The sequence below is a fragment of the Thioalkalivibrio sp. ALE17 genome, from assembly GCF_000425605.1.
Classification (GTDB): domain Bacteria; phylum Pseudomonadota; class Gammaproteobacteria; order Ectothiorhodospirales; family Ectothiorhodospiraceae; genus Thioalkalivibrio.
On sequence record NZ_AUDT01000009.1, the window covers coordinates 1 to 18403 of the forward strand.

Genomic DNA, 18403 nt, shown 5'->3' on the forward strand with positions numbered 1-18403 from the left:
GCCCTGGAGCAAGGTTCCCGGGCGAAATCCGGGTGCCCTTCTTTGGGTCCTTTCTTGGGCAAGCAAGAAAGGACCTCGGGGCGCGCTGGCGAGTCAGCGCTCGGCAGTATGTGGACCGAAGGCACCGTAAACACCGGATGCAGAACCAGGCCCAGCCACAACAAGGTAGGCGGTGGTGCCGTCATAAACACCAACGACGAACCAGGGCCAGCTGTGCAACGGCGCGAAGAGTGCGGTTCAGGCGTGCAGCAGGTGCGCCGGGTAGGGCGAGCCGTCCAGTTCGCGCAGGACGGGGCCGGTCGCCGCGACTTCCAGGTAGCCCGGGTGCTCGTCCCAGGCCGGGAGCACGCAGCGCTGGCGCGGCTGACCATCGACCGCCAGGTCGTGGATCGCGGGGCGGTGGGTATGGCCATGAATCATCAGCGGGACATCGGCGTCGCGGAAGGTATCGGCCACGGCGTTCGCATTCACGTCCATGATGGCGTCGGCCTTCATCCGGCTGTTGTCGCGGCTGGTGGCGCGCATGGCCTCGGCCTGGCGGATGCGTTCCTCCAGCGGATGGGCCAGAAAGGCCCGCTGCCATTCGCCGCCGCGCACCTGCTGGCGAAAGGCCATGTGCTCGGTGTCGTCGGTGCACAGGGAATCGCCATGCAGCAGCACGGCGGGCCCGCAGGGCAGGGCCGCATGCAATGGCTCGGGCGCCAGCTGCATCCCCGCCCGTTTGGCGTAGTCCGGGCCCACGAGAAAATCCCGGTTGCCGTGGATGAAGGCGACCGGGATCTCGAGTGTCTGCAGGGCCTCGGCGAGCTGTTCGGCCGCCGGGAAGCCGGCGTCATCGCCGACCCAGTATTCGAACAGGTCGCCGAGGATGTACAGCGCCGAGGCGCTGCGCGCCGGCCCCTTCAGGAAGGCAAGTACGGCCTCCAGCAGGGGGCCGGGCTCGCGATCCAGGTGCAGGTCGGAGATGACCAGGGCCGGCGCGCTCGAAGCCACGGGGTGGCTCAGTCCTCGACGCGTTTCACGCTTTCCATCACGACCGGCTCCTGCGGCACATCCTGGTGCATGCCGGAACGCCCGGTGGGCACGGACTCGATCTGACGCACGACGTCCATGCCCTCGGTCACCTTGCCGAAGACCGCATAACCCCAGCCCTGCGCATTCGGGGCCGTGTGGTTGAGGAAGTCGTTGTCGTTCACGTTGATGAAGAACTGCGCGGTGGCCGAGTGCGGATCCTGGGTACGGGCCATGGAGATCGCGCCCACCTCGTTCTTCAGGCCGTTGTCCGCCTCGTTGCGGATCGGCTCGCCAGCGGACTTCTGGCTCATGTTCTTGTCGAAGCCGCCGCCCTGGACCATGAATCCCGGGATCACGCGGTGAAAGATCGTACCGTCGTAGAAGCCGTCATCCACGTAGGACATGAAGTTGGCGACCGTCTCCGGGGCGGCTTCGGCGTTGAGTTCCAGCACGATGCGGCCATGGTTGGTTTCGATCGCGACCTGCGGATTGGTATCGGCCATGGGGGCTCCTGAAAGCAGTAGGGCAAGAAGGGCGGTGGCCAGCACAATGGCAAGCCGGGTGCGGATGCGCTGCATGGTTCTGACCTCCGGGGAATTCGAGGGGGGCATGGTACCCGCCACCGGCGGGGCCTGCCAGCACGCCGGTTGGATGTGTGGACGCGGCGCTGGTGAGGCCGCGGGCGCTCCGCTACCATGCGCGCGATGACGAACACCATGACCCGAACCCGTTTCGCCCCCAGTCCCACCGGCCTGCTGCATCTGGGCAACGTCCGCACCGCGCTGTTCAGCGCGCTGCTGGCGCGGTCGCGCGGCGGCCGTTTCCTGCTGCGGATCGAGGACACCGATGCCGAGCGCTCGCGGCCGGAGTTTGTCGAGGCCCTGCAGCGTGATCTCCGCTGGCTGGGCCTGGACTGGGACGAGGGCTTCGGCGCAGGGGGTGACGCCGGTCCCTACGCGCAATCCGAGCGCGGCGAACTCTACGCGGGTTATTACCGGCAGTTGATCGATCAGGGGCTGGCCTATCCGTGCTTCTGCTCGGCCGCCGAGCTGGACCGCGGGCGCAAGCGCATGCGCGCCCAGGGCAAGCCGCCGCGCTATCCCGGGACCTGCGCCCACCTGAGCGCGGAGGAGGCCGAGCGGCGCGCGGCCGAGGGGCAGAAGCCGACCCTGCGCTTTCGCGTGCCGCTGGGCCGGACGGTCCGTTTCGAGGACGGGGTACGCGGGCCGGTGAGCTTTCGGACCGACGAGATCGGCGACTTCGTGATCCGGCGCTCCGACGGCACGCCCGCCTTCTTCTTCTCCAATGCGATCGACGATGCCCTGATGGGCGTGACCGACGTGGTGCGCGGCGAGGACCATATCGCCAACACCCCGCGCCAGATGCTGCTGCTGGAGGCGCTGGGGCTGGTGGCGCCGGCCTATCACCACCTGCCGCTGGTGATGGGGCAGGACGGGGCGCCGTTGTCCAAGCGCAACGGCTCCGCCAGCGTCGAGGAGCTGCGCGCCGATGGCTATCTGCCGCTGGCGATCCTGAACCACCTGGCGCGGCTCGGGCATCGCTTCGAGTCGGACGAGTTGCTCTCGGCCGAGGCGCTGGCGGCCGGCTTCAGCCGCGAGCGGATCGGGCACAGCGCGGCCCGGCACGACCCGCAGCAGCTGGAACACTGGCAGTCGGAGGCCCTGCGCGGGCTGTCGGACGAGTCACTGCAGGCCTATCTGGAAGCGGCCGGTGTGCTCGAGGGGGTCGCCGCCGAAGAGCGACCGGCCCTGGCGCGCCTGCTGCGGGACAACATCAGCCGGGCGGCCGAGGCCCCGGTGTGGGTGGCGGCGTTCGCGGACGACCCGATGCCGTACAGCGACAGCGCCCGCGAGGAGCTGGCGGGGGCCGGGGCGGCGTTCTATGGCGCCGCGCTGGCGGCGCTGGATGAGGCCGAGGACTTCCCGGCGCTGGCCAAGGCCGTGGGGGCCGCGACGGGTGCCAAGGGCCGCAAGCTGTTCATGCCGCTGCGCGCAGCCCTCTCCGGGCAGACCTTTGGCCCGGAGCTGCCGCGGATCTGGGAGTATCTGGGGCGCGAGCGGGTGCGGGCGCGGCTGCGGGCCGCGCAGGAGATTGCCGCGGCCGGTTGAGCGGGGTCCCGGGCGGGCCCGGGCGCGTCCTCAGCCCGCTTCGTGGGTCCCGAAGGCGCGGGCGCGCAGGGTGTTGTCCAGCAGCATCGCGACGGTCATCGGGCCGACGCCGCCCGGCACGGGCGTGATCCAGGCGGCCTTCTCGGCGGCGGCATCGAATTCCACGTCCCCGGTCAGCGTCCCGTCGTCGCGGCGGTTGATGCCGATATCGATGACCGTGGCCCCCGGCTTGATCCAGTCGCCCTTGACCAGGCCGGGTTTGCCCACGGCCGCGACGACGATGTCGGACTGGCGGGCGATGGCGGCGGTGTCCGGCGTGAAGCGGTGGCAGATGGTCGGGGTGGCGCCGGCCAGCAGCAGCTCCAGGGCCATCGGGCGCCCGACGATGTTGGAGGCACCGATCACGCAGGCGGTGCGACCCTTGAACGGCTCCTCGATGTGGCGCAGCAACTGGATGACGCCCCAGGGCGTACACGGGCGCAGGCGCGGCACGCGCGCCACCAGGCGGCCGACGTTATACGGGTGGAAGCCGTCCACGTCCTTGGCCGGAGAGATGCGCTCGATCACCGTTTCCGGGTCGATGTGGTCGGGCAGGGGCAGCTGGACCAGGATGCCGTCGATGGTGCGGTCGGCGTTAAGCTGGTCGATCAGCGCCAGCAGGTCGGTTTGCGGGGTGCCGGCCGGCAGGTCGTAGGAGTGCGAGACGACGCCGACCTGTTCGCAGGCCTTGCGCTTGTTGCGCACGTACACCTCGGAGGCCGGGTTGGTCCCGACCAGGACCACGGCGAGACCCGGCGGACGCAGGTCGCGGGCGGTCATGGATTCGATCTCGGTCGCGATCCGTGCGCGGTGGCTTTGTCCGATCGCGCGTCCGTCGATGAGCTGGGCCGTCATGGGGTCTCGCCTTGGAAGGAATGCCCGCGATCTTCCCATGGCGGGGGCGGGCGCTCAAGCCGACGCGGGCGGGAATCCGTGTTGTCGGCGGACGCCGGAAGAATCCGTTACAGCGCCGCGGAGAGGCTGGTTGTGGCGGGGCTGGCCTCGCAACGGTTGCGTCCGTCCTGCTTGGCGCGATAGAGCGCGTCGTCGGCACGGGCGATCAGGGTCTCGGCGGTCTCGCTGGCTTGTGGGTCGCTGGCGAGGCTGGCGATGCCGACGCTGACGGTGACGGTCAGTTCGTCCGGGGCGCAGGGCGGGGCCGCCTGGTGCCCAGTCAGGGTGATCGGGGTACCGGCGATTGCGTTGCGCAGCTTGTCACCCAGGGCCATGGCCGCCTCGAGGTCGGTATGCGGGGCGATCACGACGAATTCCTCCCCGCCGAAACGCGCGGCCAGGTCGGAGCGCCGCAGTACCAGTCGCATGCGTTCGGCGAGGGTGGTCAGGATGTAGTCGCCGATCAGGTGGCCGAGGCGGTCGTTGATCGGCTTGAACTGGTCGATGTCCAGCATCACCAGGGAGAGAGGCTGGCCGTAGCGCCGCGCGCGGGAGACCTCCTCTTCCAGCCGGCGATCCATGTGCCGCCGGTTGAACAGACCGGTCAGCGGGTCGGTGATGGATTCATGCTCCAGCCGCGTGACGCGGCGGATCTTTTCCACCGAGCTGTAGGTCAGGCCGACCACGGTGCAGACGAAACAGCCGCCCAGCAGGAAGATCACCGGGACCAGCAGGTCCGGCAGGCCCTGGTAGAGGCCCCAGTTCAACGGGATGTAGCCGAAATAGCCCAGGGTGAACACCGGGACCAGGAAGGCCATCATCTTCCAGCCCGTACGCACGCGGCTTTGCGGCAGTTGGCGCAGGAGCTGGGCGAGCTTCCACTGGGCGTACAGAAGGCCTGCCGCCCCCAGCACAATGGCCGTACTGGCTACCCAGTCGAGCATCCGTTTCTCCCTGCGACGCGGCCTTGCGTACGATTCGGTTTGACGTTACCACGACAGGCGGCTGCCGGGGGCGAGCCAGGTCGAAATTTCCCCCTTTTTCCTTGACCGGTCCCCTCTTCCGGCGCTACCATCCTGCGCTCGCTGTGTAGGCCCTTTTTGCGGGGACGGCTCGACGGGGTATAGCGCAGTCTGGTAGCGCGCCTGCTTTGGGAGCAGGATGTCGGGGGTTCGAATCCCTCTACCCCGACCATGGCTCCCGGCCAAGGCTTGCAGGCAGGTTCGAATCAGGCGCCATGGCCCCAATGCTCGGCGGTAACGCGCTCGTAGCTCAACCGGATAGAGCATCGGCCTTCTAAGCCGACGGTTGCAGGTTCGAGTCCTGCCGGGCGCGCCAGGGCCGCCTTCGCGAAAGTAGCTGTACAGTGACACGGTGGTGACCGTAGCTCAGTTGGTAGAGTCCCGGATTGTGACTCCGGTTGTCGTGGGTTCGAGTCCCATCGGTCACCCCATCCCCTTTTGTTCCGGGGGCCGTTAGCTCAATTGGTAGAGCAGTGGACTCTTAATCCATTGGTTGTAGGTTCGATTCCTACACGGCCCACCATTTCCTTTTCGTTATTCCCTACAGGGTGCCTGGCGGCTGCTGCGGGCGTCTTTCTGTGTCTTGCTGGGTACACCTCCTGTCCGCCATTCCTTCACCTGTCGTTCAGATGCGCGGGCGTAAGCTAACCGCGTGATGTCCGATCAAGGCGGTTGGAAACGGCGGGAGGTGGAAAATGGCAGGGCGATTGTTTTTGATTATGGCATTGGTTGGTTCGGTGGCCTTTCTGACCGGATGTCAGACGATCAGCAAGCAGCAGACCGGGGCCCTGATCGGCGGGGCCGCCGGGGGCGCGATCGGCAGTCAGATCGGCGGCGGGCGCGGGCGTACCGCCGCGATTATTGCCGGCACCCTGGCGGGTGCGGCGATCGGCGGTTCGGTGGGGCGCAGCATGGACGATGTCGACCGGATGCGGGTGTCGCGCACGCTGGAGACGGTCCCGGACCGGCAGAGCTCGACCTGGCGCAATCCGAACACCGGGCATCAGTATCAGGCCACGCCCACCCGCACCTACCGTTCCTCGGGGCAGGACTGCCGCGAGTATCAGGTGCAGGCAACGATGGACGGATATCCGGAGACCATCACGGGCACGGCCTGCCGCGATGCCAGCGGGCGCTGGGTGAACGTCTGACGTCCAGGCGTGATCGCTCAGTCTTGGGTTCCGGTGGTAACCGGTCAAGCACGGCTGTCGAGAGCCGCGCAGCCACAAAAAAGCCCCGCATGAGCGGGGCTTTCTCGTTCCAGGCAAGGCCCGGACGGGTGCCGGCAACCGATCAGGAGCGGCGGTACATGTCCTCGGTGGTCGGAACGAAACCGAGGTTGTCCTCGCCGATACCCTTGACCTTGGGTTCGTTGAGGTCGCTGATGCGTACGTTGCCGTCCAAGCTGCGCAGGTATTCGGCGACACCATCCCAGATGTCGACCCCGACACCGCCCGGAACATTCTGCTGCACGCTGGCCCAGCCGGCGACGACGTATTCCTTGTCGGCATCCAGCTTGCGGCCGTCCAGTTCCATCTCGGAGATCCGGTTGCCGATCTCGGCGGTCGGATCGATGGCGTACTTCAGGCCGCCGACGCGCACCATGTCGCCGCCCTGTTGGTAGAAGGGGTCGGCGTTGTAGAGGTTGTCCGCGACGTCTTCCAGGATGTCCTTGATCTGGGCCCCGGTGAAGGTGTTGCGGGTCATCTCCGGATAGGTCAGGCCGGTCTGGTCCATCACGTGCTCGAAGGTGATGGGCATGCCCGGCAGCACCGTGGTGCCCCAGCGGAAGCCCGGGGAGAAGGAGATCTGGGCGTCGTTGTATTCGATCAGGCCGTCGCAGATCAGCTGGTCGAAGGTGCCGTTGAAATTGCCGCGGCGGTAAAGCAGGTCGTCGGTGACCGCCAGTTCTTCGGACAGCTTGTCCTCCATGTTGAAGGTTTCGCCCTTCCAGGTGACCTCGCTGTTGCGCATGTTGTGGATGAACGAGGCCATCCCCGGGTGTTCCGGCAGCATCTCGGCGAACACCGGCACCAGGCGGTATTCCCAGTCCTGGATGGCGCCGTCGCGGAAGTCGAAGTCCAGTACGCCGACGAACTTGGCGTTGGAGCCGGCGTTGGTGACCAGACAGGTGCCGCCGTCGGGACGGTCCACGGGCAGGGGCTGCGGCACGGCGTCATGGGTGTGGCCGCCCATGATGGCGTCCAGGCCCTCGACCATGCCGGCCATCTTGATGTCCACGTCCATGCCGTTGTGCGACAGGGCGACGACGATCTCGGCGCCCTCCGCGCGGGCCGCGTTGACCTGCTCCTGCATGTCGTCCGGGCGGATGCCGAAGGACCATTGTTCGATCATCCAGCGCGGGTTGGCGATCGGGGTGTAGGGGAAGGCCTGACCCACGACCGCCACGTTCACGCCGTTCATCTCGCGGATCACGTACGGCTTGAAGATGCGGTCACCCCAGTCCACGTCACGCACGTTCTGGGCCACGAAGTCGATGCCGGCGTCGGCGAAGTCGCCGTTCACGACCTCTTCGACGCGGTCGGCGCCGTAGGTGAATTCCCAGTGGCCGGTCATGATGTCGATGCCCAGCAGCTTCTGTGCATCCACCATGTCCTGCGCGTTGGTCCACAGCGCGGAGCCGGAGCCGCCGCCCCAGGTATCGCCGCCATCCAGCAGGAGGGCGTTCGGGCGGGAGTCACGCAGCTTGTCGACCAGGGTCTTGAGGTGCGCGAAGCCGCCCACACGACCGTATTTCTCGGCCGCTTCCATGAAGTCGAGATTGGTGTAGGCGTGCGCGTAGATGCTGTCGCGCTCGATGTCGTAGTGCTTGAGGAAGTGCTCGCCCACGATATGCGGCGGGCGATTGCGCATGTCGGCCACGCCGAGGTTCATGTTCGGTTCGCGGAAGTAGATCGGCTTCAGCTGGGCGTGGCAGTCGGTGTAGTGCAGCAGGTGCACGTTGCCGAAGCGATCCAGCGCATCGTAGGGATCACCCGCGGTGCCGCCCTTGTTGTTGCTGCAGGCAGCGGTGCCCAGGGGGAAACCGGCGGCGCTGGCGGCGGCCAGCAACTGCATGAATTCTCGGCGTGAGATGTGCATGAGGAATCTACCTCTCTATTCCGGGTTGGTGGTGAATGGCAGTAAAGACATTTTGCGACGCGAGGTAGACGATCCGTTGCCGGCGTGCATTCCCTAGCGCCGCCCCTCGCGGGCCTCGCGCGCGGTCTCGCGGGCGGAGTCACGCTTGTCCTCGATACGCTGGCGGTCCCGATCGCTGGCATCCGAGGCGTCCATGGCGGCCTCGAACTGGCGGACCGCTTCTTCATACTGAGCGCGGTGGAAGAAGTATTCGGCCATGGCTTCGCGGCTGATTGCAACATAGCCCGCGCCGTCCGCGATGTCGGCCTGCAGGCGCAGCAGCTCCGGGTTGGGGGCGGCCTCCTGGCGGATCATGTCCGACAGGATGCGGATCGCGCGATCGGGCTGGCCAAGATCCCGGTGTACGCGGGCGAGGCGTTCCCGGATCACCGGGTGGCCGGGGTACACCGCGTCCAGGTCCTGGAGCCGCTCGAGGGCCTGTTCATGTTCGCCCTCCTCGCGCAGCAGGGCGGTGAACGCCAGCTCGAGGGTCAGCCCGGGGGCATCGGCGGCATCGAGCCGTTCCAGTTGTTCGCGCGCGCGGGTGGCCTCGCCACGCTCGAGATAGGCGACGGCTGCGCCATAGCGCCGCGCGGGGGATGGGGCGTCCGTCGCGCGAAAGCGCTCCAGGGTGCGGCGCGGGTCTTTCAGGGCCTGCACGCGGGCCTGCATCCATTCGAATTCGGGCCCGCGGGCGCGGGTTTCGGTCGCGGCCATCTGGCTGGCCCGGTTGCGGGCATCGGTGATGCGGTCGAGGGTTACCGGGTGGGTGCGCAGGTATTCCGGTACCTGGTCGCCGACCCCGCGCGACAGTTCCTGCAACCGCTCGAAGAAATCCGCCATCGCGTGCGGGTCGAACCCGGTGCCTTGCAGGATCTGCATGCCGGCGCGGTCGGCCTCGGCCTCGTTCGCGCGGGTGAAGTTGATCTGCTGCTGGATGCCGCCGGCCACGCCGCCGGTGATGACCGCCGAGCCCAGCGTCGGGTCGACCGCGGAGGCGAGGATGCCCGCCAGGATCGCCAGGCCGGTGGTGAAGTTGATGTCGCGCCCGCGCGCGAACATGCGCGCCAGGTGACGCTGGGTCACATGGGCGATCTCGTGTGCCATAACCGCCGCCAGTTCGGCTTCATCGCGGACCTCGAGGATCAGTCCGGCGTGAATGCCGATGATGCCCCCGGGCATCGCAAAGGCGTTGACCTGGCCGTTGTCTACGGTCAGGAAGTAGAAGGGGCCGTCGGCGCTGGGGGCGTTAGCCAGGAGCTGGCGCCCGAGCGAGTCCACGTAGAACACGACCTCGGGGTCGGTGACCAGCGGGGCGGTGCGGCGGATCTCGCGCAGCAGCGAGCGACCGAGCTCGCGTTCTTCGGCGGGGGTCAGGACGCCGCCGGAGGCCTCGCCGAGATCAGGGAGGGAGACCCCGCCGGAGTGGGCGGGCGGGGCCGCCAGTAGTGCCAGCGCCAGCAGCGCGGCGAGCAGGAAATGAGCAATAAACAGCAGGCCGCGAGGGCCGGCGGGCGCCGGCCCTGCATTGCGGCAATGCCGGGAGGCGTAGTTACTTGCCAAGCCCCGGGGCCGACGAATAGGTGCGCATGCTGTCACGGGTTTCCCACAGCTTCGGCTTGAGCATCGCCTCGGGCACCATGAACTTCTTGCGATCCAGTACCTTGTGAGTCCGGACCTTCTTAACGATGTCGTCGTAGCCCATCTTGAACAGCAGGCCGACGTCGCCACCGGAGGTGCGGCGCGCGATCATGTAGTCGTCCTGCATGTCGTGCACATAGATGTTGGCGGGGCGCAGCTTGCCGTTTTCGTCTTTCAGCGTGACGGCGTAATGGCCGTCCACCTGGAATTCGCTCTTGTCCACCGGGATATCCTCCGCGAAGCAATGAAGCTGATCAGTATGCATCAGCGTTTCCTGAAGCGGGAGCGACCATAGCAGAACTTTTCGCGACGGGCGACCATCCACCTGCCCGCCGTCGGACTTGTTTGCATTTGCGGCCGGTTTCGCTATGCTCCGCGCCCACTCTTGCGCTGTCAGCGCCAAAGGCATGCCGGCGGGAGTCGCGAGAGTTCGCATTCCACGACGAGACGACCCGGAGCACAGCGTGTACGGATTCAGCGAGATCACCCCGGACGAACTGGAGCAGTGGCGCAGCGAAGGCAAGACCTTTCGCCTGCTCGACGTGCGCTCGCCGGGCGAGACCGGGCGTGGGGTCATTCCGGGCGCCGAGCTGATCCCGCTGGCAACCCTGCCAATGCGCAAGGACGAGTTCACCGGCGACGACACGCCGCTGGTGATCTACTGCCAGAGTGGCGCCCGATCCGCGCAGGCCTGTGCCTTTCTCGCCCAGCAGGGTGTCGACTGCGCCAGCAGCCTGCGGGGCGGCATCGTCGGCTGGGCACAGACGGGCAAGCCGGTGGTAAGCCCGGATTAGAATTCGGTTGTATTCCGATGCCGTTTCGCCTATAAGGGGGAATTCGGTAGGTAACCGTTCGGTCGTGGCTGTCGCGTTCAGGGCCCGATTCGGACTGCAGTACCCGACTGATAAAACGCACTCAAAGGAGAGAAACGATGGCCAACTTTGACCAAGAACTCGATGCTTCCGGCCTGAACTGCCCGCTGCCCATTCTGCGCGCCAAGAAGGCGCTCGCCGCGATGGACGCCGGCCAGGTTCTGCATATCATCGCCACCGATCCGGGCGCCGTGAAGGACTTCCAGGCCTTCGCCAAGCAGACCGGCAACGAGCTGATGGAACACAAGGAAGAAGGCGGCAAGTTCTACTTCCTCGTAAAGAAGGCCTGAAGCGTTTCAAACGCTTGATTCGGGGCGGCAATCCGCAAGGGTTGACCGCCCCGAATCCTGAATAACGACGGTTGCCATGCGGTAACTGGATTGGTGCCTGGACGAGGTCTAGGCTGGCTGCGCAAGGTTCACAAAGAAACCTGCATCGCCTAAAGCGAAGAGGTGTGAGATATGGCGACATACGCTGAGATGCAGCAAATCTTCGACGATATCCGCGGGGATTTTCGCTACGACCACGAGCTCAACGGCTGCCTGAACTGTGGGATCTGCACGGCCACGTGCCCGTCCGCTCAGTTCTACGATTACTCGCCACGCGAGATCGTCCAGCTGCTCTGGACCGAGAACGTCGAGCAGATCTACGACGCGATGCAGGAGAAGATCTGGGCCTGCGCCCAGTGCATGACCTGTGCGGCGCGCTGCCCGTTCAAGAACTCTCCCGGTGGCCTGGTCGCGATCATGCGCGAAGTGGCCATCAAGCACGAGATGCAGTCCGCGAAGGACGTACTCCGTCCGTTCGGCCGCGTGATGCTCAAGCTGATCACCACGGGTAACCAGCTGTCCCCCGACATGATCCAGCCCGATCACTTCCCTGACTGGGGCCCCAACATCCAGAAGGTGGAAGGCGATCTGCGCATCCTGCGCAAGGCGATTCCGGTGAAGACGCTGCAGACGGTCGAGACCGCCTGGGAAGTGTCCCTGAAGACCTCGGTCGAGATGTACACCATCTGGGAAATGACCGGGGTCCTGAAGTCCCTCGAGCTGATGGACGAGAACCTCTTCGACGTGATCGAAGACTTCATCGACGAGAAGCGCGAGGACTACGAAGACTGGCTCGAGGAGCAGGAAGAGGAAGACGACGAATAAGTCGCTCGCCGAATCCCGCATCCAAGACATCAGGAGAAGCGTTATGAGTGAACAGACCCCAGGCAATCACAACCAGAATGGTGAAGGCGCTGGCGCCGGCACCATGAAGCCGGGCTACCACAACACCGACGGCCAGGGCATTGCCGGTCACGGTTCGTTCTTCCAGTCGACCGATCTGTCGAAGGAAGACGCGGTCAAGGCCACCGACTGGGTCCGCAAGCACGTCGACCGCCGCACCATCGATCTTGGTGATCGCATGGATGACGTCCGCGAGCATATGTACGAGCTCGAGAAGGACGGCCAGATCATCATCCATCGCATCGAGGATCAGCACGAGCCGATGTCGGTGAACACCCTGTTCGGCTGGGAGAAGAAGGTCCCGACCAAGCAGCTGTGGCACCACAAGTCCTGCGGCCAGTGCGGCAACATCCCGGGCTACCCGACCTCGCTGCTGTGGTTCATGAACAAGTTCGGCTTCGAGCCGGGCAAGGACTACCTCGACGAGACCGACCAGACCTCCTGCACCGCGTGGAACTACCACGGTTCCGGTATCGGGAACGTCGAGTCGCTGGCGGCGGTGTTCCTGCGCAACTTCCACCAGGCCTACGTCTCCGGCAAGCAGCACGGCCATGAGCTGGGTCACTTCTACCCGCTGGTCCATTGCGGCACCTCCTTTGGTAACTACAAGGAGATCCGCAAGTATCTGGTGGAGTCCGCCGAGCTGCGCGAAAAGGTCACCAAGATCCTTGGAAAGCTGGGGCGCCTGGTCGACGGCAAGCTGGTCATCCCGGAAGAGATCATCCACTACTCCGAGTGGGTGCACGTGATGCGCAACCGCATTGCCTCCGAGCTGCAGACCATCGACGTCTCCAATATCCGCACGACCGCCCACGTGGCCTGCCATTACTACAAGATGGTGCACGAGGACGCGGTGTACGATCCGTCCGTGCTGGGTGGCAACCGTACCGCGATCATCACCTCCACCGCCCAGGCCCTGGGTGCGCAGGTGATCGACTACTCGACCTGGTACGACTGCTGCGGCTTCGGCTTCCGCCACATCATCTCCGAGCGCGAGTTCACCCGCTCGTTCACGATGGATCGCAAGATCCGCGTGGCCCGCGAGGAAGCCAACGCCGACGTGATGCTGGCCAACGACACCGGCTGCGTCACCACCATGGACAAGAACCAGTGGATCGGTAAGGCCCACAACCAGAACTTCCAGATCCCGATCATGGCGGAAGTCCAGTTCGCGGCCCTGGCCTGCGGTGCGGATCCGTTCAAGATCGTCCAGCTGCAGTGGCATGCGTCGCCCTGCGAGGACCTGGTCGAGAAGATGGGCATGTCCTGGTCCGAGGCCAAGAAGACCTTCCAGGAGTACCTGAAGGAGGTCGAGGCCGGCAATATCGAATACCTCTACAATCCTGAACTCGCTTACGGGGGCAAGGTCTGATGCAGCAAGATACCGTTCTAGTAGTGGGTGGTGGCCCGGCCGGTCTGGCCGCCGCCGCGAATGTCACCTCGGCTGGCTTCAAGGCCGTGATGGTCGAGAAGGAAGACGTCCTGGGGGGCGCCCCGATCCTCTCGGGCTACGCCAAGCTGGTGCCCTCCGGCGAGTGGGCGAAGGACGCCATCGGCCGCATGGTCAAGCGTGTCGAGGATGACTCGAACGCCACCGTGCACAAGGGTGCCAAGGTCGAGAAGCTGGACGGCGAAGCCGGCAACTTCACCGCGACCCTGACCAATGGCGAATCGGTCCAGGCCGGCGCCGTGGTGCTCGCCACCGGCTTTACCCATTTCGACTCCATCAACAAGCCGGAGTGGGGTTTCGGGACGTACGAAGACGTCCTGACCACCACCCAGATGGAGCAGATGGTCGCCAGCGGCAAGATCGCCTGCCCGTCCGACGGCCGTGTGCCCGAGCGGGTCTGCATCCTGCTGTGCGTGGGTTCCCGTGACCGCCAGATCGGCCGCGAGTGGTGCTCCAAGATCTGCTGCACCGTGTCCGCCAACCTGGCGATGGAGATCAAGGAGATCTCGCCGGAAACCGACGTGTTCATCTACTACATGGACATCCGGACCTTCGGCCTGTACGAAGACAAGTTCTACTGGAAGTCTCAGGAAGAGTTCAAAACCAAGTTCGTCAAGGCGCGTATCGCCGAAGTGACGGCCTCTGGTGATGGCCGCCTGCTGGTCAAGGGCGAAGACACCCTGGTCAAGCGTCCGATCGTCATCCCGTTCGACATCGTGGTGCACGCGATCGGCATGGACCCGAACGCCGACAATCCCGAGATCTCGCAGGTCTTCGGTGTCGGGCTCGAGAAGCACGGCTTCCTGGAGCGCGCCGAGCAGTACACCAACACCTGTGGCACCACCCGCAAGGGCGTCTATTCCTGCGGTGCGGCCTACGGTCCCGAGACGATCGATGACTCGATCGCCCAGGGTGCCGCCGCTGGTGGTCGCGCGGTTGCGGATCTGCATGCGCTGGTTCAGAAAGCCGGCTGAGGTCGTTAGCGACGCGGCGGCTTCCGGGCTTGCCCCGGAGCCGCTGGAGGTCAGCTTCGACAAGGAGATCCTTGCGACGAAGCTGAACAGTCTGAACGAGGCCATCGCCGAGGCCGGCGGGGTCGACGGACTGGAGACCTTCATCGAGGCCCTGCGGTCGAAGCACGAGGTGTTTGCCGCGATCGTGGCCAAGGGCGACGAGATCGATGCCGAAGATGTCCGGACCCTTGGCGGTCTGGTGTTCTCGGTCCGGCGTAAGCTGGGCGCGTTGATGGCCGAACGACAGGGTGCGCTGGTCGACGGGGTTCGGGCGCTGGTGCGGCCGGATGTCGAGGTCAACGAGCGCCTCGCCGGGTTCGCGGACCTGGCGGCCGACGACAAGAAGCTGCGGCGAGCGATCTGGGACTTCGGTGCCGAGATCCTGCACTTCGCGGACCCCGAGGCCATGCCGCTGGCGTGTCGCTGGGTCTGGGATTCGTCGACCACGACGGGTGCGCTGCGGGAGTTTATCCGCGGCAATGACACCCTCCGCTCGATCCCCATCGGGGATTCGGTCGGGGCGATCGAGGGGGCGCGGCGCTGGTTTTTCGATGCGCTGGCCGAGGAGGGCTTCTATCGGGACCTGCCGTTCGTGACGGACCTGGTCTGGGTGCAGGCCTATTCGGACTATGCCCGGTCGCTGTCGATGAGTCTGGGGATGATCGACAACCAGTTCGGTACCAAGCAGGACCCGCTGGAACTGGCTGTCAAGATGCTGGGGATCGACTCCCCGGAAGGTCGCCTGAAAGGAACCGATGCGTCGCTGCATTGAATAACGGAACGAACTTGAGCCTGGCTACACAGGTTTTCGGAGAGACGTCATGGCAATACATGAAAAGGCACTGATCGAGGACGAGCGCCTCCAGCAGCACGATGAGCTGGTGGTCGACGGGGTGGATGTGTCCGGCCACTGGAACACCATGATCGCCCCGCGCACGGTGCGCGATTACGACGACGATTTCGAATCGAAGATCCAGAGCTTCGCGGGTGGCGAAAACGTCCACCGCTGCTGGCAGTGCGGTTCGTGCACGAACTCCTGCACGATGTACGCGCAGAACGTGCAGTTCAATCCGCGCTACTGGATCTACCTGACCCGCCTGGGCATGAAGGAAGAGCTGGTCAAGGACAAGGACATCATCTGGCAGTGCGTCTCGTGCAACAAGTGCACGAACATCTGCCCGAAGGACGTGAAGCCTGAAGGTGTGATGAAGGCCCTGGCGCACTGGATGGAAGAGGAAGGGATCACCGAGAAGGCCCCGTCCACGCACTTCGACGAAGAGTTCGCCGACCAGATCTACAAGACCGGCCGCATCGAAGACGGCAAGGTCATGCAGAACTTCTTCAAGAAGACCGGCCAGCCGCTGGTGCAGGAATGGCTGAAGGTGTTCATCTTCCGCATGATGAAGCACCTGCCGGTGAAGCATCTGATGGCGATGGGCTTCAACACGATTCATACGCCGCGCACGAAGTCCTGGGGCAAGACCGGGGACGTGCTGAAGAATTACGTGCGCGAACAGAAGGAGGCCGCTCATGGCTAAGGTTGCTTACTATCCGGGTTGCGCGCTCGAGGGCTCCGGTGGGCCGTACGACCGCTCCACCCGCGTGCTGGTCAAGGCGCTGGGTCTCGAGATGGAGAACCTGCGGGACTGGAACTGCTGTGGCGCGATGGAGGTGAAGAACGTCCATCCCATGCTGCAGACCTACCTGTCCGCGCGGAACATGGCGATCGCCTCCGAGCAGATGGGCATGGACACCGTGATGGCGCCGTGCAACGGCTGCTACCACAACCTGAAGAAGGCCGAGTATGAGACCGCCACCTCCGAGGACGCGATGAATACCGTCCAGGATCTGGCGCGCAAGTCGGACGACCCGGTCTACAGCGGCGACGTGCGCACGCTGCACTTGCTCGAGTGGCTGATGGAAGAGCTGGGTCCCGAGGGGATCAAGCAGAAGATGACCAAGAGCCTGAACGGCATCAAGGTCGCCAACTACTACGGCTGCATGTATACCCGGCCGCGCCAGATCTTCCCCGAGAAGGACAACGGCCCGGGTTCCGACTCCAGCTACCAGCCGCACTTCATGGACGACCTGCTGGGTGCCGCCGGTGCGGTGAACGTGGAGTATCCGCTGAAGACGTCCTGCTGCGGCGGGGCGCATACGCTGTCGGATTCCGACACCTCGACCCAGCTGGTGCTGAACCTGCTGCAGTCGGCTGAGGACTCCGGCGCGGAAGTGATCGCGACCGAGTGCCCGACCTGCCACTCCGGCCTGGAGATGCATCAGGTGCGCGCCGAGACCGAGTTCGGGATCAAGACCGACGTGAAGGTGCTGTACTTCACCCAGCTGCTGGGTCTGGCCATGGGCCTGTCCCCGCGCAAGCTGGGCATTCACGAAAACGTGAGTGACTCGATTGCTCTGCTGAAGGAGAAGGGGGTCATCTGATCCCCCGATCCATGCCCAGCATGGCCCATTGACGAGTTCAGAAGACGGGCGCCTGGCGCCCGTTTTTTGTGGAGGCACGGGTCCGCTCGGTCCCGGGAACGAGGCGTAACATGGATTGCAACGGCTGCGAGTTTCACCCTGAACTGTTCTACGACGACGAGTTCCAGATCTGGCTGCGCCGCGAGGACGACGACACCCTGACCGTGGGGATGACCGACCTGTCGCAGACGATCGCGGGGAAGATCATCCACGTGCGCGTTCGGCGCCCCGGCACGCGACGCCCCCCGGGCAAGCCGGTGGCGACCATCGAGAGTGGCAAGTGGGCAGGCCCGATTCCGAACTTCATCGACTGCAAGATCGTCGAGGGCAATGACGAGGTGCTGGAGAATCCGGTGCTGCTGAACTCCGATCCGTACAATGCCTGGATCGCCCGGGTCGAGCCGACCAATGGGGTCGAGGCGGCGCTGGAGGAGTTCCTCACCGGGGACAAGGCCGAGGAAGGCTATTGCAAGCGGGCCAAGGATGACGACATCCAGTGCCAGCGCAAGCTGCGGTGAGCGAAACCATGGCGAATCTCGACGACGACTACTACCTGGACAACGACGAGCAGACGGTCGTGATCATCATGACCTCGGGCCCGTCGACGCCGGGGCGCTGTGCCACCCCGTTCTATCTCGGTTCCGTGATGGCGTCCATGGACGTGGATGTCTATATCTTCTTCACTATGGAAGGCGTGCGCCTGATGGAGAAGGGGGTCGCGGACGACCTTCGGGCCATGGAAGACGGCAAATTGATCAAGGATTTTATTCAGGACGCGAAGCGCGCCGGAGTGCGGCTGCACGTTTGCCAGCCCGCGCTGCCGGGGTATAGAATCGACGCGTCTTCGGATCTCATCGACGAAGTCGATGAAGTGAATCGGGCGAGCGAACTAGCCGACCTGATACTACGCAGTGATAAAACGATAACGTTTTAATTTTCCCGCTTTATTTGAATATTCCTGGAGGAAGACATGGGTGCAGTTCGGGGTTGTGATATTCCGGAAGATCTGATGTACAACGTTGAAAACAACGTTTGGGTGCGCAAGGAAAGCGACGGTACCGCGACGGTCGGCCTGACTTCCTACGCCTGTTCGCTGGCGGGCACGATCGTGTCCTACACCCCGAAGAAGGTTGGCAAGACGGTCAAGAAGGACAAGTCCTGCACCACCGTCGAATCCGGCAAGTGGGTAGGTCCGGCGAAGACCCCGGTCACCGGTGAAGTCACCGAGACCAATGACAAGGTTGCTGCCAATCCGGGGCTGATCAACGAAGATCCCTACGGCGAAGGCTGGCTGATCAAGCTGAAGCCGGAAGACTGGGACGGCGAAGTCGGTGATCTGAAGACCGGCTCCGATGCCCTGGCGGCCTTCGAAGCCAAGATGGAAGCGGACGGTTTCGGCGGCTGCTGATCCCGGTTCCGGTCCGGGCCGCCGTTCCCTCGAGGTCGGCGGCCCCTTTTTTTCGGTAATACCCGAG

20 protein-coding genes and 4 tRNA genes are annotated in these 18403 nt (G+C 64.9%); 17 read left to right on the plus strand and 7 right to left on the minus strand.

All coding sequences use genetic code 11. From position 1 onward, the window contains the following. Positions 1-237: 237 nt before the first annotated feature. Both H609_RS0107780 and H609_RS0107785 read right to left on the minus strand, forming a co-directional pair. Positions 238-993: a UDP-2,3-diacylglucosamine diphosphatase gene (locus H609_RS0107780; RefSeq protein ID WP_018867249.1), complete on the minus strand. Its 756-nt coding sequence runs from the start codon at positions 991-993 to the stop codon at positions 238-240. 8 nt (positions 994-1001) lie between these two features. Next, positions 1002-1517 carry a peptidylprolyl isomerase gene (locus tag H609_RS0107785; protein WP_018137548.1) on the minus strand — a complete coding sequence of 172 codons (516 nt, stop codon included), beginning with the start codon at positions 1515-1517 and terminating at the stop codon, positions 1002-1004. A 192-nt stretch (positions 1518-1709) separates the two neighbouring features. Here H609_RS0107785 and gltX point away from each other — a divergent pair, with 192 nt between their 5' ends. Beyond that, complete coding sequence (gene gltX / locus H609_RS0107790; protein WP_018867250.1) at positions 1710-3143, plus strand: glutamate--tRNA ligase; 1434 nt, start codon at positions 1710-1712, stop codon at positions 3141-3143. A gap of 30 nt (positions 3144-3173) precedes the next feature. On the opposite strand, the gene folD is transcribed toward gltX, so the two are convergent. Both folD and H609_RS0107800 read right to left on the minus strand, forming a co-directional pair. Next, a complete protein-coding gene (gene folD / locus H609_RS0107795) occupies positions 3174-4037 on the minus strand; it encodes a bifunctional methylenetetrahydrofolate dehydrogenase/methenyltetrahydrofolate cyclohydrolase FolD (RefSeq protein ID WP_018867251.1) in 864 nt (287 codons plus the stop codon). 107 nt (positions 4038-4144) lie between these two features. Continuing rightward, the gene (locus H609_RS0107800; protein WP_018867252.1) at positions 4145-5020 is read right to left on the minus strand and encodes a GGDEF domain-containing protein; all 876 of its coding nucleotides are present in this window, start codon (positions 5018-5020) and stop codon (positions 4145-4147) included. Between the two features lie 173 nt (positions 5021-5193). On the opposite strand from H609_RS0107800, the gene H609_RS0107805 reads away from it, so the two are divergent. From H609_RS0107805 to H609_RS0107825, 5 genes are all read left to right on the plus strand, one after another. Further along, positions 5194-5270 (plus strand) — tRNA-Pro (locus H609_RS0107805). Positions 5271-5337: 67 nt separating this feature from the next. Further along, a tRNA-Arg gene (locus tag H609_RS0107810) sits at positions 5338-5414 on the plus strand. Between the two features lie 39 nt (positions 5415-5453). Beyond that, positions 5454-5529: transfer RNA gene (locus tag H609_RS0107815), tRNA-His, on the plus strand. Between the two features lie 16 nt (positions 5530-5545). Further along, a tRNA-Lys gene (locus H609_RS0107820) sits at positions 5546-5621 on the plus strand. A 196-nt stretch (positions 5622-5817) separates the two neighbouring features. Next, positions 5818-6249, plus strand: coding sequence for an RT0821/Lpp0805 family surface protein (locus tag H609_RS0107825; RefSeq protein WP_018877063.1), 432 nt, complete (start codon positions 5818-5820; stop codon positions 6247-6249). 142 nt (positions 6250-6391) lie between these two features. Here the strand turns inward: H609_RS0107825 and soxB are convergent, their stop codons facing one another. The 3 genes from soxB to H609_RS0107840 form a co-directional block, all read right to left on the minus strand. Then, on the minus strand, positions 6392-8200 hold the full coding sequence (gene soxB, locus H609_RS0107830) for a thiosulfohydrolase SoxB (RefSeq protein ID WP_028484695.1): 1809 nt from the start codon (positions 8198-8200) through the stop codon (positions 6392-6394). A gap of 93 nt (positions 8201-8293) precedes the next feature. After that, a complete protein-coding gene (locus H609_RS0107835) occupies positions 8294-9715 on the minus strand; it encodes a M48 family metalloprotease (protein ID WP_028484696.1) in 1422 nt (473 codons plus the stop codon). Positions 9716-9791: 76 nt separating this feature from the next. Next, positions 9792-10145: a hypothetical protein gene (locus H609_RS0107840; protein ID WP_018867555.1), complete on the minus strand. Its 354-nt coding sequence runs from the start codon at positions 10143-10145 to the stop codon at positions 9792-9794. A 199-nt stretch (positions 10146-10344) separates the two neighbouring features. On the opposite strand from H609_RS0107840, the gene H609_RS0107845 reads away from it, so the two are divergent. From H609_RS0107845 to H609_RS0107895, 11 genes are all read left to right on the plus strand, one after another. Then, entirely contained in the window at positions 10345-10674 is a 330-nt protein-coding gene (locus H609_RS0107845) for a rhodanese-like domain-containing protein (RefSeq protein WP_018867554.1), read from the plus strand. 137 nt (positions 10675-10811) lie between these two features. Continuing rightward, entirely contained in the window at positions 10812-11042 is a 231-nt protein-coding gene (locus H609_RS0107850) for a sulfurtransferase TusA family protein (protein ID WP_017941140.1), read from the plus strand. Between the two features lie 189 nt (positions 11043-11231). Further along, the gene (locus H609_RS0107855; protein ID WP_017941141.1) at positions 11232-11906 is read left to right on the plus strand and encodes a 4Fe-4S dicluster domain-containing protein; all 675 of its coding nucleotides are present in this window, start codon (positions 11232-11234) and stop codon (positions 11904-11906) included. Between the two features lie 43 nt (positions 11907-11949). Further along, the gene (locus H609_RS0107860) at positions 11950-13356 is read left to right on the plus strand and encodes a heterodisulfide reductase-related iron-sulfur binding cluster (RefSeq protein ID WP_018867553.1); all 1407 of its coding nucleotides are present in this window, start codon (positions 11950-11952) and stop codon (positions 13354-13356) included. A 23-nt stretch (positions 13357-13379) separates the two neighbouring features. Further along, positions 13380-14408, plus strand: a complete 1029-nt coding sequence (locus tag H609_RS0107865; protein WP_018877060.1) for an FAD-dependent oxidoreductase — start codon at positions 13380-13382, stop codon at positions 14406-14408. Beyond that, on the plus strand, positions 14347-15219 hold the full coding sequence (locus H609_RS0107870; RefSeq protein WP_028484697.1) for a hypothetical protein: 873 nt from the start codon (positions 14347-14349) through the stop codon (positions 15217-15219). The genes H609_RS0107865 and H609_RS0107870 overlap by 62 nt, the downstream gene beginning before the upstream one ends. A 49-nt stretch (positions 15220-15268) precedes the next feature. Further along, entirely contained in the window at positions 15269-15985 is a 717-nt protein-coding gene (locus H609_RS0107875) for a 4Fe-4S dicluster domain-containing protein (protein WP_018867550.1), read from the plus strand. Further along, complete coding sequence (locus tag H609_RS0107880; RefSeq protein WP_028484698.1) at positions 15978-16889, plus strand: CoB--CoM heterodisulfide reductase iron-sulfur subunit B family protein; 912 nt, start codon at positions 15978-15980, stop codon at positions 16887-16889. The genes H609_RS0107875 and H609_RS0107880 overlap by 8 nt, the downstream gene beginning before the upstream one ends. Before the next feature lie 110 nt (positions 16890-16999). After that, positions 17000-17446 (plus strand): glycine cleavage system protein H, encoded by a 447-nt coding sequence (locus H609_RS0107885; protein WP_018867548.1) that lies wholly within the window; start codon positions 17000-17002, stop codon positions 17444-17446. Positions 17447-17454: 8 nt separating this feature from the next. Next, complete coding sequence (locus H609_RS0107890) at positions 17455-17862, plus strand: DsrE family protein (protein WP_026279299.1); 408 nt, start codon at positions 17455-17457, stop codon at positions 17860-17862. 36 nt (positions 17863-17898) lie between these two features. Next, positions 17899-18336 carry a glycine cleavage system protein H gene (locus tag H609_RS0107895; RefSeq protein WP_012982053.1) on the plus strand — a complete coding sequence of 146 codons (438 nt, stop codon included), beginning with the start codon at positions 17899-17901 and terminating at the stop codon, positions 18334-18336. The last annotated feature ends 67 nt before the right edge of the window (positions 18337-18403 follow it).